The sequence below is a fragment of the Leifsonia sp. 115AMFTsu3.1 genome, assembly GCF_004362795.1.
Classification (GTDB): Bacteria; Actinomycetota; Actinomycetes; order Actinomycetales; family Microbacteriaceae; genus Leifsonia.
On the sequence record NZ_SNYB01000001.1, the window covers coordinates 130,675 to 144,438 of the forward strand.

At 70.3% G+C, this 13,764-nt stretch carries 14 protein-coding genes; 6 read left to right on the forward strand and 8 right to left on the reverse strand.

The annotated features are described in order from the left end of the window. Positions 1-21 precede the first annotated feature (21 nt). On the forward strand, positions 22-630 hold the full coding sequence (locus AXZ95_RS00710; protein ID WP_018189063.1) for a sigma-70 family RNA polymerase sigma factor: 609 nt from the start codon (positions 22-24) through the stop codon (positions 628-630). Further along, complete coding sequence (locus AXZ95_RS00715) at positions 627-1,133, forward strand: hypothetical protein (RefSeq protein WP_018189064.1); 507 nt, start codon at positions 627-629, stop codon at positions 1,131-1,133. Before AXZ95_RS00710 ends, AXZ95_RS00715 begins: the two co-directional genes overlap by 4 nt. 281 nt (positions 1,134-1,414) lie before the next feature. On the opposite strand, the gene AXZ95_RS00720 is transcribed toward AXZ95_RS00715, so the two are convergent. After that, a complete protein-coding gene (locus tag AXZ95_RS00720; protein WP_018189066.1) occupies positions 1,415-2,839 on the reverse strand; it encodes a PucR family transcriptional regulator in 1,425 nt (474 codons plus the stop codon). Between the two features lie 113 nt (positions 2,840-2,952). Between AXZ95_RS00720 and AXZ95_RS00725 the strand changes: the two genes are divergently transcribed. Both AXZ95_RS00725 and AXZ95_RS00730 read left to right on the forward strand, forming a co-directional pair. Continuing rightward, positions 2,953-4,050, forward strand: a complete 1,098-nt coding sequence (locus AXZ95_RS00725) for a Zn-dependent alcohol dehydrogenase (RefSeq protein ID WP_018189067.1) — start codon at positions 2,953-2,955, stop codon at positions 4,048-4,050. A 32-nt stretch (positions 4,051-4,082) separates the two neighbouring features. Beyond that, a complete protein-coding gene (locus AXZ95_RS00730; protein WP_018189068.1) occupies positions 4,083-5,516 on the forward strand; it encodes an APC family permease in 1,434 nt (477 codons plus the stop codon). Positions 5,517-5,538: 22 nt separating this feature from the next. Here the strand turns inward: AXZ95_RS00730 and AXZ95_RS00735 are convergent, their stop codons facing one another. The 7 genes from AXZ95_RS00735 to AXZ95_RS00765 form a co-directional block, all read right to left on the reverse strand. Continuing rightward, a complete protein-coding gene (locus AXZ95_RS00735) occupies positions 5,539-6,759 on the reverse strand; it encodes a HAMP domain-containing sensor histidine kinase (protein WP_018189069.1) in 1,221 nt (406 codons plus the stop codon). After that, positions 6,756-7,424, reverse strand: a complete 669-nt coding sequence (locus tag AXZ95_RS00740; protein ID WP_231371152.1) for a response regulator transcription factor — start codon at positions 7,422-7,424, stop codon at positions 6,756-6,758. The genes AXZ95_RS00735 and AXZ95_RS00740 overlap by 4 nt, the downstream gene beginning before the upstream one ends. Before the next feature lie 50 nt (positions 7,425-7,474). After that, positions 7,475-8,227: an FAD:protein FMN transferase gene (locus tag AXZ95_RS00745; protein WP_018189071.1), complete on the reverse strand. Its 753-nt coding sequence runs from the start codon at positions 8,225-8,227 to the stop codon at positions 7,475-7,477. Further along, positions 8,224-8,754, reverse strand: a complete 531-nt coding sequence (locus AXZ95_RS00750) for an FMN-binding protein (RefSeq protein ID WP_018189072.1) — start codon at positions 8,752-8,754, stop codon at positions 8,224-8,226. Before AXZ95_RS00750 ends, AXZ95_RS00745 begins: the two co-directional genes overlap by 4 nt. Then, on the reverse strand, positions 8,751-10,136 hold the full coding sequence (locus AXZ95_RS00755; RefSeq protein WP_018189073.1) for a ferredoxin reductase family protein: 1,386 nt from the start codon (positions 10,134-10,136) through the stop codon (positions 8,751-8,753). The genes AXZ95_RS00750 and AXZ95_RS00755 overlap by 4 nt, the downstream gene beginning before the upstream one ends. A 93-nt stretch (positions 10,137-10,229) precedes the next feature. Then, positions 10,230-10,919 (reverse strand): aspartate/glutamate racemase family protein, encoded by a 690-nt coding sequence (locus tag AXZ95_RS00760; protein ID WP_018189074.1) that lies wholly within the window; start codon positions 10,917-10,919, stop codon positions 10,230-10,232. Between the two features lie 12 nt (positions 10,920-10,931). After that, positions 10,932-12,260 carry an APC family permease gene (locus AXZ95_RS00765; RefSeq protein ID WP_043742104.1) on the reverse strand — a complete coding sequence of 443 codons (1,329 nt, stop codon included), beginning with the start codon at positions 12,258-12,260 and terminating at the stop codon, positions 10,932-10,934. Between the two features lie 174 nt (positions 12,261-12,434). Here AXZ95_RS00765 and AXZ95_RS00770 point away from each other — a divergent pair, with 174 nt between their 5' ends. Both AXZ95_RS00770 and AXZ95_RS00775 read left to right on the forward strand, forming a co-directional pair. After that, positions 12,435-13,127 (forward strand): hypothetical protein, encoded by a 693-nt coding sequence (locus AXZ95_RS00770; RefSeq protein WP_018189076.1) that lies wholly within the window; start codon positions 12,435-12,437, stop codon positions 13,125-13,127. Further along, a complete protein-coding gene (locus AXZ95_RS00775; protein ID WP_018189077.1) occupies positions 13,124-13,696 on the forward strand; it encodes a GNAT family protein in 573 nt (190 codons plus the stop codon). Before AXZ95_RS00770 ends, AXZ95_RS00775 begins: the two co-directional genes overlap by 4 nt. Positions 13,697-13,764 lie beyond the last annotated feature (68 nt).

The window sequence follows — 13,764 nt, forward strand, 5'->3', positions numbered from 1 at the left end:
GGGGGGACACATTTCCTGGATATGAGCGAGTTGGCCGAGCCGCACCGTGCGGCGGATGCGGGGGAGGAGTCCGTTCCGACGGACCTCGACCTGCTGCGGCGACTCGCCGACGGCAGCAAGGCTGCGCTCGCCGCCCTCTACGACCGGTACAGCCGCGTCGTCTACGCCTACACCGCCGCGCGCCTCGAACCCCGCGAGGATGTGGAGGAGATCAGCCAGGACGTGTTCGTCACCCTCTGGCGAAAACGGGCGACCATCACCATCGCCGGCGAGTCGGTCCTTCCCTGGCTGCTCGTCACCAGCCGCAACCTGATCGCCAACCGCCGCCGCTCCCTCCAGGTGGTGGAGAAGCGCCGAAGCGACAGCCCCGTCGACGGATCACTCGCCGACGCCCGGCCGGGGCCGGAGGAGCTCGCCGAACGCGGCCAGCTGCTCGCCTACGTCGAAACCGTGGTCGCCGCGCTCACCGAGCCCGACCGCACCGTGTTCGAGCTGTGCATCCGAGGCAATCACAGCTATGAGGAGGCTGCCCGCCAGGTGGGCCTGAGCGAGGGCGCCGTCCGCAACCGCCTCTCCCGGCTCCGCGGGCGCCTCCGGAACGAACTCCGCACCCTCAGGGGGATGCCATGACCAATCACGACCTCCTGCCCACCGACGAGCGCTTCGAGCAGATCAAGGCGAACCTGTTCGAGACCATCGCCGTCGACGACCGCCGCCGGACCCGGAAGCACCGCATCATCGCCATCGGAGTGGCCGGCGCCATCGTCGCAGGGACCACGGCCGGCGCGATCGCGGTCGCCCTCGCCTCCCAGGGTCAGATCAACAACGTCACCGATTGCTACGCGGCTGCCGACCTGAATTCCCGTCACGGCACCTCGGTGATGGTGACCGCCGACCTGGACGAGAAGACGCCCAACCCGCTCGATGCACGCATCCGCCTCGCCGAGGACATGTGCGCTGCCACCTGGCGCACCGGCGTGTTCTCACCGGAAGGGTCGTCCAGCACGGCGGAGTATCCGGTGCCCCACCTGGAGACCTGCCAGCTGCCCGACGGGCGACTGGCCGTGTTCCCCTCCGACCAGGCCCTCAGCGAGCTGTGCTCGCGGCTGGGCCTCACGATCCCGCGCGAGTGACGAGAAGGGGTACTCCACCACGCGCGGGAGAAGGGACGGTGCCCGCCGCAACAGACGCCTGGGGGAAGGCGGCGGCGGGCACCTCCCGGCCTCACATCCGAGAACGACGAACCGACGACAGACAGAGAAGCAAGACAGAGAAGAAGGAGACGCCATGAGGACCATCGACCCGGCCGCACTGGAGCTGCCGCCCACGGAGCCCATCGACATGACGGCGCTCATCCAGCAGGCACTCGCGGGCGAGGGCTGAGCGGGGCCGTTCGGCCCGCGCCGGGCTCGGTTCACGCGTGCAGGGCGCGCAGGGCGAGCCACGCCGCCGTGCGGTCGTCCGCATCGGCCAGGGAGAGCCCTAGGAGGCTCTCGACGCGGTGGATGCGCGCGGTGAGCGTCTGGCGGTGGACGCCGAGCCGCTCAGCCGCGGCGCCCCAGGCGCCGTTCTCGGCGAGGAACACGCGGAGCGTCTCCGTCAGCTCGCCGTGCCGGCCCGTCGCATCCCGCAGCGGGTCGAGCAGGCGCGCGATGCGCTGGGCGTCATCGTCGTCGAGCCGGTCGAGGACGAGCGAGATGGTCGGGATGGACCGGTAGCGCACGACCCGCCGGCCCTCCGCCCGTGCCGATTCCACCGCGTGCCGTGCCTCGGCCGCGCTCCCCGCCAGCGTGTCGGTCGGCGCGGGCGCGCCCACACCGAGGAACATCGCGGACGAGTACGCCTCCACGCGAGTCGCCACCGCATCCACGTGGTCGTCGCGGAGGAACCCGGTCACCAGGCCGTGACTCTCGGTATGGATGTGGGCAGCGCCCAGTTCGTCGAGCCAGTGCGATACGAGGCGCTCCACTTCGACGGATGCCGACCGCGCGGTCAGGGCGAACGCGGTGAGCGAGCTCTCGTGCACACCCCACATCCGCAGGAGGGAGACGGCGGGAGGGCCACCGGCCAGCAGCGCGTCGATCATGACCGCGCGTCCGAGACGCTCGGTGCGGGTCGGGTCGTCCGTCCGCAGCACAAGGTCGAGCAGAGCGGCCGCCTGCGACCCGAGTTCGCGAGCGCGGCTCGACGACTCGGTCCGCGGGCTGACGACGAGCCGGGCCGAGAGGTCTTCGCCGGAGCCGACCGTGTGCACCTGCAGCGAACGGTGGCGCACGCGCACGGGACGGGAGAGTGCGACCGCCATCGCATCCTGCACGTGCAAGCCGCCGGCGCCCGCGCTCGTGATGACCTGGCCGTGCCGATCGAGGAGCACGGCCCAGCCGTCGATGCGGTGCGCCAGCTCGGCGACGACGCCGGAGACACCGCCGCGGCGGGCAGCCAGAGTCAGCACCTTCATGGCACTGGTGACCGCGCGATCCTCGGCGGCCTGGTCGACGGCCAGGAGCGCGGTGAGGCTGGGGGCGAGCAGCGCGTCGGAGGCCGAGGTACCGACGATCGCGGTCGTGCCCGTCCGGTCGAGCGCCCTCAGGAGAGCCGTGTCGGCGCCGTGGCTGACGATGACGGCGTGCCGGAGTGCCTCCGTGCGTTCGTCCTCCGCGGTCAGGGCGGCCACAGCGGCTCGGGCGGGCGCCACGACGAGTGTCGCGAACGCGGGATGGCCGACCACCGAGAAGTCGTCGAGGCCGACCACCGCATCCACGCGCGTCCCGGCATCGAGGCGGCCTTCGACCAGCCGACCCTGAACGGAACGCGCGACGGAGGCGATGTCGCGGCTCATGGCCTCAGTGTACGGAATGTCGAGTCAGCCCGAGGCATCCACACTTTCTGTGAATGACAACGCCCGCGAGCGCTTCCTAGCATCGAGCGAGACCCGCGCACGAAGGAGTACCCATGCAGGCCGTCATCTTCACGGAACCGTCCGAGCCCATCCAGTTCACCGAGGTGGACCTCGCGGCGCCCGGCCCGGGGGAGGTGCGCGTACGTATCGCCGCGGCGGGCGTCTGCCACTCGGACCTGCACGTGAAGCGCGGAGAGTGGGATGCTCCGGCACCGCTTGTCATGGGACACGAGGGCTCCGGTGTGGTCACCGAGCTCGGGGAGGGCGTCACCTCGCTGGCCGTCGGCGATCATGTCGTCCTCAGCTGGGTGCCGCCGTGCGGCGACTGCCGGTACTGCCGCTCCGGGCACGAGGCGCGCTGCCAGAAGGTCGCCACCATCGTCGCGCCGAAGGGCGTGCTCTTCGACGGCACCTCCCGACTGTCGCGCGACGGGGAGACCATCCATCACTACCTGGGTGTCTCGTCCTTCGCCGAAGAGGTCGTCGTGCCTGCATCGGGCGCCGTGAAGGTGCGCGACGACGCACCCCTCGACGTGATCGCGGTCGTCGGCTGCGCAGTCGCGACCGGCGTCGGCGCCGTGCTCAACACCGCTGCGGTCGAGCCGGGCTCCACCGTCGCCGTGATCGGCTGCGGCGGCGTCGGCCTCAACGTGGTGCAGGGCGCGCGACTGGCCGGGGCCGAGCGGATCGTCGCGATCGACGTGCTCCCGGACAAGACCCAGATGGCCCTGCAGTTCGGAGCGACCGACCGGATCGACGCCTCCCGAGCGGACGCGGTCGAGCAGCTCTTCGAACTCATCCCGGACGGCGTCGACTACGCGTTCGACGCGATCGGCCGCACCTCCACGACCGAGCAGGCGATCCGGATGCTCGGACTCGGCGGTGCCGCCGTCATCGTCGGCCTGCCGCCGACAGGCGCGAAGGCGTCGTTCGAACCGCTCGTGCTGGCGGAGGCCGACCAGCGCATCCTCGGTTCCAACTACGGCTCCGTGCGCCCGTCCATCGACATCCCCGCGCTGGTCGACCGCTACATGGACGGACAGCTGCTGCTCGACCCGCTGATCTCGGGCCGGCGACCCCTCGCGGAGGCGGCGGAGGCCTTCGACGATCTCGAGGCCGGCTCCGTGCTCCGCACCCTCCTCATCCCCTAGCCCCCGAACCCTAAACGACTCACTGGAGAGCCATGTCAACCACCGAAACCCGGGCGAGCAGCCCGACCGACGCCGGACTCCGGCGCGGAGTCATGAGCGGGCCCGAGCTGGCGGCTCAGGCGATCGCGAACATCGCGCCGAGCGCCGTCATCGCGTTCACGGCGATGTCGATCTTCGTCGGCGCCGGCAACGGGACGATCTACTCGTTCGTGCTCGCCACCATCGTCATCCTCTGCGTCGGCTACTGCGTGGTCGTCTTCGCCCGCAAGCACGCGTCGGCGGGCTCGCTTTACACGTACGTGGCGAAGGGCCTCGGCCCCACCGGCGCGTACCTCGCGGGCGTCACCCTCGTCATCGGCTGCTGGGGCATCGCCGCCGGCTCGCTCGGCGGCGCGGTGTCGTACTTCAACCAGTTCCTGGTGCTCCTCGGAGTGCCCGCGGGCGGCGTCGGCTGGTACATCGGCCTCGCCATCGTGCTGGGCGGCCTCGCGACGCTGTTCACCATTCGCGGCATCCGGCTCTCGGCCCGGGTCTCGCTGGTGCTCGAACTCGTCTCGGTGACGATCATCACCATCCTGCTCATCGCCGCGCTCGTCTGGGCCGGACCCGCCGCGTGGGATCCGGCGCAGGTGTTCGCCGAGGGAGCCCCGTTCCAGGGCATCGCCGCCGGAATGGTGCTCGGCATCCTCGGGTTCGTCGGATTCTCGTCGGCCGACGCGCTCGGCCGCGAGGCCAAGAACCCGTACACCGCCATCCCCCGCGCCATCATGTGGAGCGCCGTCGTGGTCGGCGTCCTCTACGTCTTCGCCGCGTACACCCAGATCGCAGTGCTCCACGGCGACCTCGCGACGAGCGCCAGCCCGCTGGAGGACATCGCGAAGCTGATCGGGATGCCGACCTGGTTCGGCCCGATCCTCACGTTCGGCGTCGGCGCCTCGTTCTTCGCCGTCGTCGTCGCGCCGCTCAACGTCGTCGGTCGCGTCATCTACGTGATGGGCAAAGAGGGCGTCGTCCCGGAGCGGTTCGGCCGCACGCACGAACGCCACCTGACCCCGCACCGCGTGCTGCTGGTCGCCGGTCCCGCGGCCATCGTCCTCGACGTCATCCTGCTGGCTGTCGGCGCGAACCCGATGGACATCGTCGTCTGGGTCGACACGTACGGCACCTATGGCTACATGGTCGCGTACGCGCTCGTGGCGATCGCGTGCATCGCCTACACGCGCCGCGCGGGCATCCCGAACACGCTGGTCTGGGTGTGCGCCGTCGTCGCGGTCGCCGCCATGGCTTATGTGTTCTTCGCGAACGTCTGGCCGGTTCCGGCGTTCCCGCTCAACGTCATCCCGTACCTGTTCCTGCTGACTCTGGTCGCCGCGGTGGCCTGGTTCGTCCACCTGCGGAGGCGCCGGCCGCAGGTCATCCAGAACATCGGCAACACCGAGACGGACGCCCTGGAGGGTGTCGGCTAGGGGCCCCGAAAGGCCGCAGGAATCACAGACGACGCGGGAAGCGCACGGTCACGACTGCGCCTCCCGTGTCCCCATTCGCGGCCTGGACGGTTCCGCGATGGCGGTTCACCACCTCGGCGACGAGGGCCAGGCCGAGGCCGTAGTGGCGGCCGCGGTCGTCGCCCGGCTGCGCATCCCGCGCGGTCGCGAAACGCTCGAACGCGCGGTCCTCGACGCCGGCCGAGAACCCGGGGCCGTCGTCCTCCACGGTGAGGATGACGCGGTCGCGTGAGGTGGAAACGCTCACCCGGACATCGGCGGCGGCGTGATCCAGTGCGTTGTCCACCAGGGCGACGATCATCCGCCGGAGGGACACGGGTGCGCCGGTCACGACGGCGCCCGGCTCGCTCTGCACGACGATCGTGAGGCCGCGCTCGTCGGCCCGGCCCTTCGCCGAACGGACGACCGTCGCGGCCAGGTCGCCGAGGTCGACTCCCTCGCTCTCCGCCGTCTGCCGCGGATCGGCGGCGGTCAGGAGATCCTGCACGATCTCGGTGAGGGCCCGGCTGTCGTCGACGATCTCGTCCAGGCCCGACCGCAGTTCTTCGTCCGGCGCGCCCGTCGACTGCGCTGAGACATGGCGCCGCAGCAGCTGGGCGCGCGTGCTGAGCAGGGTGAGCGGGGTGCGGAGCTCGTGCCCGGCGTCGGCGACGAAACGTCGCTGCAGGGCGAGCGCGTCCGCGAGGGGCCGGATGGATCGCCGGGCCAGGATGAGGCCGATGCCCCCCGCGGCGATGGTCGCGATCACCCCGGAGACGACCAGCGCGATCACCAGCCGGCTCAGCTCCTCCTGCTGCTCGCCGAGTCCGTAGGCGACCTGGACCACCTTGCCGTTCCGCACGTCCGTCACGGTGAGGTAGCGCTGCCCGTCGGTCTCCACCGACCCGGAAACCGGGTTGCCGGTGCGCACCACCTGCTCGATCGCGTCCTCGTCCGGGAGCCCGTCCGGCATGTCGGGGGAGCTCTGCCGGCCCTGCGGTGTGACCACCGTGACCAGCAGATCGCGGGGCGCGTCGTGTACCGAGTCGACCATGGAGGCATCGGAGAGCGCCCGTTTCGCGGCCTCGGCCTGCCCGGCAGCCACGACGCTGTAGACGACGATGCCGAGCGCGACGAAGAGGCCGACGATGATCAGCGCGAACTGGGCCGCGAGGCGCCGGGAGGCGGAGCGGAGCTCGGTGTCGCGCAGCGTGCGGTCGCTCACGGGAGCGACCCCATCCGGTAGCCGACGCCGCGCACGGTCTCGACGAGGGAGCGTCCGAATTTGCGGCGCAGATGGTGCACGTAGGTGTCGACCACGCCCGGGTCGTCGGCGGCCGCGAACACCTCGTCGAGCAGCAGCGTGCGGGGGAAGACCTGGCCCGGTCGTCGGGCGAGCAGCTCCAGGAGGTCGGATTCGCGCTCCGAGAGCACCGTCCGTGAGCCGTCGTCGAGGGTGACCGTGCGGCTGCCGGTGTCGAGCCGGCCGCCGGGAAAGCGGACCATCGGCACCACGGCAGCGGCTCGGCGGGTCAGCGCGCGAACACGGGCGACGAGCTCGTCGATGTCGAAGGGCTTCGCCAGGTAGTCCTCGGCGCCCGCGTTCAGGCCGTCGACGCGGTCGGGGGCCGTTCCGAGGGCGGAGAGCACGAGGATGGGCGTGGTCACGCCGTCGTCGCGGAGGCGGCGGAGCACATCCAGCCCCTCGACGGCGGGGAGCCCGCGATCGAGCACGATCACGTCGAATCCCGCGGTGAGGCCGAGATGCAGGGCCCGCTGACCGTCGCGCGCGACCTCGACCTCGAAGCCCTCGGACCCGAGGAGCGCGTCGAGCATGCTCGCGAGGCGGCTGTCGTCCTCGGCGACCAGCACACGCGGCTTTCCGCTCACATCCGCAGTATAGGAGCCGGATGCGCCGTCCACCGGCGGGGCACCGGCCGTCACGAGGTGGCCGCCGGGCGCGCGAACGCGAGGTCGCCGGCGGCGAGGATACGGCCGGACGCATCCACCGCGAGGACACCGCGGGCGCCGGAGCGCAGCGCGTGATCGACGCCGTCGGGTCCGATCGCGAAGACGGTGGTGGCGAGGACATCGGCGGTCGTCAGGTCGTCGGCGACGACGGTGGCGCTGAGCAGCCCGGCCGCGGAGGACCCGTCGCGACCGTCCACGATGTGCGCTCCGCGCTCGTAGGCGCCCGAGGTCGCGACAGCCGCATCGGTGACCTGGAGGACGGCCAGCATCGCCGTCGGCTCATACGGTGAGCGGACGCCGACGCTCCACGGGCGTCCGTCGCCCGGGCTGCCCGACACGACCACGTCACCGCCGGCGTTGAGGCAGAAGTCGCGGAGGCCGGCCGCGTGCAGCTCTCGTGCCGCGCGTGCTGCCGCCCACCCCTTCACAACCCCGTCGAGGTCCCATGAGCCGTCGGGCCGGCGGATGCGGAAGGCGCCTCCCGAGTCGCGCGCGGCAGTCTCGCCGATCGCGACGACCTCGCGGAAATCGTCGCTGAACGGGGCAGGGGATTCGCGGGAGGCGTTCGCGCGGCTCACCTCGCTGTCCGGCCGGTACGTGCTGAAGCGGCGGTCCGCCTCCCGCAATACCCGGAACGCGCGCTCGGCCGCGGGTCGCGCATCCACGTCGTCCCGCACATCGATGGACATCGGTATGCCCATGACCGTCTCGAGGAACTTCATCGCTGGTCGATCGCCGACTGCACCGATTGGATGTAGCCCTCGGACGTGTAGGTCGCACCCGACACGGTGTCGATGTTCGCCGACTGCGATGCGAGGACTTCCTGCTGCAGGATCGGCAGGGCCTGGTCGTTGATCTCGATGTCGCGCCCGTCGCGGTCGGGCGACTGGAGGGTCTTCACGGCCGTGATCGTGGTGCCGGAGAACGTGACCTCGACCTGGACGGTGCCGTAGCGGGTTTGGACGGCCGACCCCGTGACGGTGGTCGTGGCCGCTGACGAGGATCCGGACGACGAGGACGCCGACGGGGCCGGAGTGGAGGGAGTGGACGAGCTGCCGCTCGTCGCATCGGACGATTCCGACTCCGACCCGGAACTCGTGGTCCCGGTGCCGGATGCGGTCGAATGGACGGAGGTGGACGCCGCGGTGACCTGGTCTCCGACGCCGTACAGCTTCAGGCCGACGGTCGCGCCCATGACGACGAGGATGACAGTGAAGAGGACGGTCCCCCGCCAGGATCTGCTGTTCATGACATGCTCAGTTCTTCTCGGTGGATGAAACGCTTGGGCATCCGGAGGGCACGAAGCGAGGACTCGACGCGCTCGCCCATCCCCTCCGGCCCGCAGATGAAGGCCTCCCAGTCGTGGAGGTCGGGGATCAGGCGGCGGAGCGGCTCGACATCCAGCGGGTCGTAGCCGAGCTCAGAACGCCGTCCGACGAGCGGGATGACGGTGACGCCGGGGAGGGCCTGCAGTTCGCCGAGGAGGGCGAGGTGCCGCGGCGAGCGGGCCCGGTAGAGGACGACAGGGCGGGCGCCGCGCCGCACCAGTTCTTCGGCCAGGGCGCGGATGGGGCCGATGCCGGCGCCGCCCGCGACCAGCAGGATGCGCGCCCGGCTCGCCCGGTCGGCGGTGAAGCGGCCGAACGGTCCCTCCGCGAAGACCAGCGAGCCGGGCTTCAGAGCGGGGAGGCGGGTCGAGTGGTCCCCGATGGCTCCGACGGTGATGCGCAGGTAGCCGTTGGCCGGGACCGCCGACACCGAATACGGATGCGCCGTGCCCAGGTGGCCCCAGGCGAGGAAGCGGAACAGGAGGAAGTTGCCCGCGCGGACGCCCAGCTGGTCGACCCGCGGCCCGGTCAGCCAGACGCTGTTCACGCCTTCGCTCTCGGGCACGACCGCGGCGACGCGCATCCGTCCCTTCCAGGCGTCGAGCGCAGGCAGGAGGAACCGCCACGTCAGAACGGCGGCCGCGGTGCCGAGGTAGAGCACGATCCAGAGGGCCCGGTTGATGGGGTCGGAGACGAAGTGGGCGCCGCCGCTCAGCTGGTGGAAGAAGGTGAGGAAGATCGAGACGTACGTCGTGACATGCAGCCAGTACCAGACCTCGTAGGACAGCTTCGCGCGGATCAGCCGGGCACTGCTGAGGCCGACGACCAGAAAGGCGATCGTCCCGACGAGAGCCGTCAGCATGTCCGGGTAGTTCTGCAGGATGCTGACGAACTCCGTCCACGGCGGATTCTTGTCCACCAGCTCGCCGCCGAAGACCAGGAAGAGCACGTGCGCGACGATCAGGAACAGCACGGATGCGCCGAGCGAGCGGTGCCAGGAGACCAGCCGGTCGAGACCGACGGCTCTCTCGAACCAGGGCACGCGGGCGATCAGCAACACCTGCGCGCAGACCAGGAACCCGCCGACCATGCCGGCCAGCTCGCCGATCGAGGTGAGGGCGTCGGCGGGGGTTGCGGCGAAGCCGGCGGGCACGCTCAGCCACCACATCCCGAGAACAGCGACGACCCCGAGCGCGAGGACGGCGCGAACGGTTCTGGCGCCCCGGCGCGGGTCGCCGACAGCTCTGCGGCTGCGGCGCGGCGCCGGCGGTGCCGACACGGGAACGCTCAACGTCTGATCCATGTATTCCACGATGCAGACGCATTCTTTGTGGATTCTTACGTGGGCTGGGAGCGCCCTATGCGCACTGTATGAGTTGTGGAAGCCCGCTGAGCGTCAGCCGAGCGCGAAGTCGACGGCCGCAGCGGCATGCAATGCCGTGGTCGGGAACGTCGGCACGGCCGAGTCCTCCGGACGCACCAGCAGCTCGATCTCGGTACAGCCCAGGATGACGCCCTCCGCGCCGCTCGCGATCAGGCCGGCGATCGCCTCCCGGTAGACGGCTCGGGAAGCGTCGGTGACCACACCGAGGACGAGCTCGTCGTAGATGATCCCGTCCAGGATGGCCTGCGTCTCCTCGGGCGGCACGATTACCTCGAGGCCGTGCGACTCCAAGCGCTCGCGGTAGAACGGCTCGCGCATGGTGAACCGCGTGCCCAGGAGCGCGACCCGGTGGACGCCGGCATCGACGACGGCTGCAGCCGTGACGTCGGCCAGATGAAGCAGCGGGATGCCGACTGCCGCCTGCACCCGGTCGGCGACCTTGTGCATGGTGTTCGTGCAGATCACGACGCAGGAAGCGCCCGCGCGTTCGAGCCGGATCGCCTCCTCGGCCAGGATGTCACCGGCGCGCTCCCAGTCGCCCGACGACTGCAGCCTCTCGATGTCGGCGAAGTCGACCGAGATCATCACCAGATCGGCCGAGTGCAGTCCGCCGAGCCGTTCGCGCACACCCTCGTTGATCGCCTGGTAGTAGAGAGCGGAGCTCTCCCAGCTCATGCCTCCGAGCAGCCCGATCCGCTTCATGGCGTACCTCTTCTATACGGCCTTGTTGAACCCGGTCACCGGCTGGCTCTCGTCGAACGCGGCGACCGGGCGACGGAAACCGCGCGTGAGGAAGAGGAGATAGGCGAAGCCGATCACCGCCCAGACGATGCCGCCGATCAACGCGTCGGCGTGGAGGTTCACCCACAGGATGCCCGTGAGCACCGTCCCGATCGCCGGGAGCACGATGAACCGCACGATGTCCTTCGCCGTGCGGCGGCGCCCTTCGCGGATCGCGAACCAGGCGATCACCGAGATGTTGACGAAGGTGAACGCGATCAGGGCGCCGAAGTTGATGAAAGCGGAGATCAGCTCGAGCGAGAACGCCATCGCCAGCAGCGAGATCACGCCGACCAGCACGATGTTGAAGATGGGCGTCTGCGTCTTCGGGCTGATGTACCCGAAGAAGCGGCGGGGAAGGACGTTGTTCCGTCCCATGACCAGCAGCATCCGGCTGACGGACGCGTGCGACGCGAGTCCGGACGCCAGGGTGGCGCAGAAGCCGGCGGAGACGAAGATGGCCTGGAACACGGGCCCGCCGACGATCCGGCCGATCTGCGGCAGAGGGTCGTCCGTGAACTCGCCGAACGGCGCATTGGTCGGGAAGCGGAGCTGGGTGAAGTAGGCGGCGACCAGGAAGATCGCGCCGCCGATGATGACGGTGAAGAGGATGGCGCGTGGCATGATCTTCGGCGTCTTGGCCTCCTCCGCGTACATCGTCACCGCGTCGAAGCCGATGAACGAGAAGCAGACGACCGTCGCTCCGGTGAGGACCGCCCCGAGTGTGACGCCGTCGTGCACGAACGGCTTGACCGAGGCGACCGTGCCGTCACCGGCGCCGCCGGCGAGCTGGACGACGACCATCACGACAAAAACGGTCATCACGGCGATCGCGAAGACGAGCAGGATCATGTTGACGTTCGAGGTGCCGCGCATCGTCACGGCGATGAGCGTGGTGACACCCGCGCAGTACACGACCACCCAGATCCATCCGGGGACGGCGGGGAACAGCTGCTCCAGGTACAGCCGGATGATGAGGCAGTTCACCATCGGGAGCAGCACGTAGTCGACGAGCGAAGTCCAGCCGACCATGAATCCCAGGTTCGGGTGGATGGACTCGCGTACGTACGTGTAGGCGGAGCCGGCGCTCGGGATGGCGCCCGCCATCTTGCCGTAGCTGATCGCCGTGAACATCATCACGACGAGGGCGACGAGGTAGGCGGCCGGGACGACGCCGTTCGTCTGCCCGGAGACGATGCCGAACGTGTCGAAGACGACCGTCGGCGTCATGTAGCCGAGACCAAGACCGACGATGGCCCACAGTCCGAGGCTGCGCCGCAGCGACGCGCCCTTCGCGGTCGTCGTCGGCAGGGTGGTCGTCACGGGCGTCTCCTTCGGTACCGGTTCTGACTGCCCCTCGACGTTAGCCGATTCCCCCGCCCGGCTCGGAACTCGCGCCGGGGGATGCGATGCTGGCAGGGACGAAGGGAACGAGCAGTGGACGACAACGCGTTCTTCGAGCGGGCGATCCTCGCCTCGGCCGCCGGCCCTGGCGACGACGACGCCATCCGGCAGCTGGGCGAGCTGTTCAGCGCAGACGAGCTGGCGGCCTGGAAGGCCTCCCGCACGGAGGCGACGCGCGTCACCGTCCCCGTGGGCCACGACGACGAGGGCGATCGCTACTGGGCCGACTGGGGCGATTTCGGCATCCGGGGGACATCGCCGACGTCGTACGAGGAAGCCATCGCGGACCTCGCCGGCCACGTCCGTTCGTGGGCCGAAGCGCCGGATGACGGTGAGCACGCCCTCGGTCGCACGGATGCCGTGCGGGCGCTCGCCGCGGAGGTGGCGGCGCTCGACGACGACGCGCTGCGCACCTACCTCCTCGTCCGGGCCTCCTTCGACCGAGGCCACCTGACGTTCGGCATTGCCGACTTCGTCGAGGAGGACGGCACCACGACGCAGCGTGCCGTCCCCCTCGACGAGGGGCGGCCGCCGGCCGAGATCGACCTTCCGGTGGACGGACGGATGAAGACGTATCAGAGCAGCGTCCGCGGCGACCGCGCCGCGTTCTCGCCCGTCGGATCGGGCCCGAGCATCGTGGACACGCTGCGCCAGGAGGATCCCACCGGCGACTTCGACGCCGAATTCCCCCGACCGGACCTGCGGCCGAGGGAGCCCGAACTGTGAAGCCGGAGGTGGCGCTCGCCGAGCTCACCGCCGTCCGAACGCTCGACGGCCCGCGCATCCGGCTGGTCCCCCTCGGACCAGAGCACCTCGACGACGTCTGGTCCGGGCTCGACGACGCCGAGAACCTCCGCCTGACGGGGACGCGCGCCGAGTTCACCGAGGAGGTCATCGCCGCGCACCTTGCACGGATCGGCGCCGCCCCGGACCGCGCGGACTGGGCGATCCTCGACAGGGCCACCGATCGCTTCCTCGGCGAGATCGTGCTCAACGAGCTCGACGAGGACAACGCATCCATGAACACGCGCATCGCGTTGGCACCCGGGCAACCCGGCCGCGGGTACGGCACGGAGGCGATGACCGTCGTGCTCGATCACGCCTTCGCGGAGATCGGACTGCACCGCGTCCAACTCGACGTGTACGCGTTCAACCCGCGGGCGCTGCGGTCGTACGAGAAGGCCGGATTCGTGGTGGAGGGCCGCCAGCGCGACACCCTGTTCTGGGACGGCGAGTGGACCGATTCCATCCTCATGAGCGTGCTCCACACCGACCCGCGACCGACGTTCCGCTGAGCGCGTCCGGCGTCCGGTCCGGGGCCAGCCCGTTGACAGCGGCTGCGCACGCGGGCACTATCGCGTCC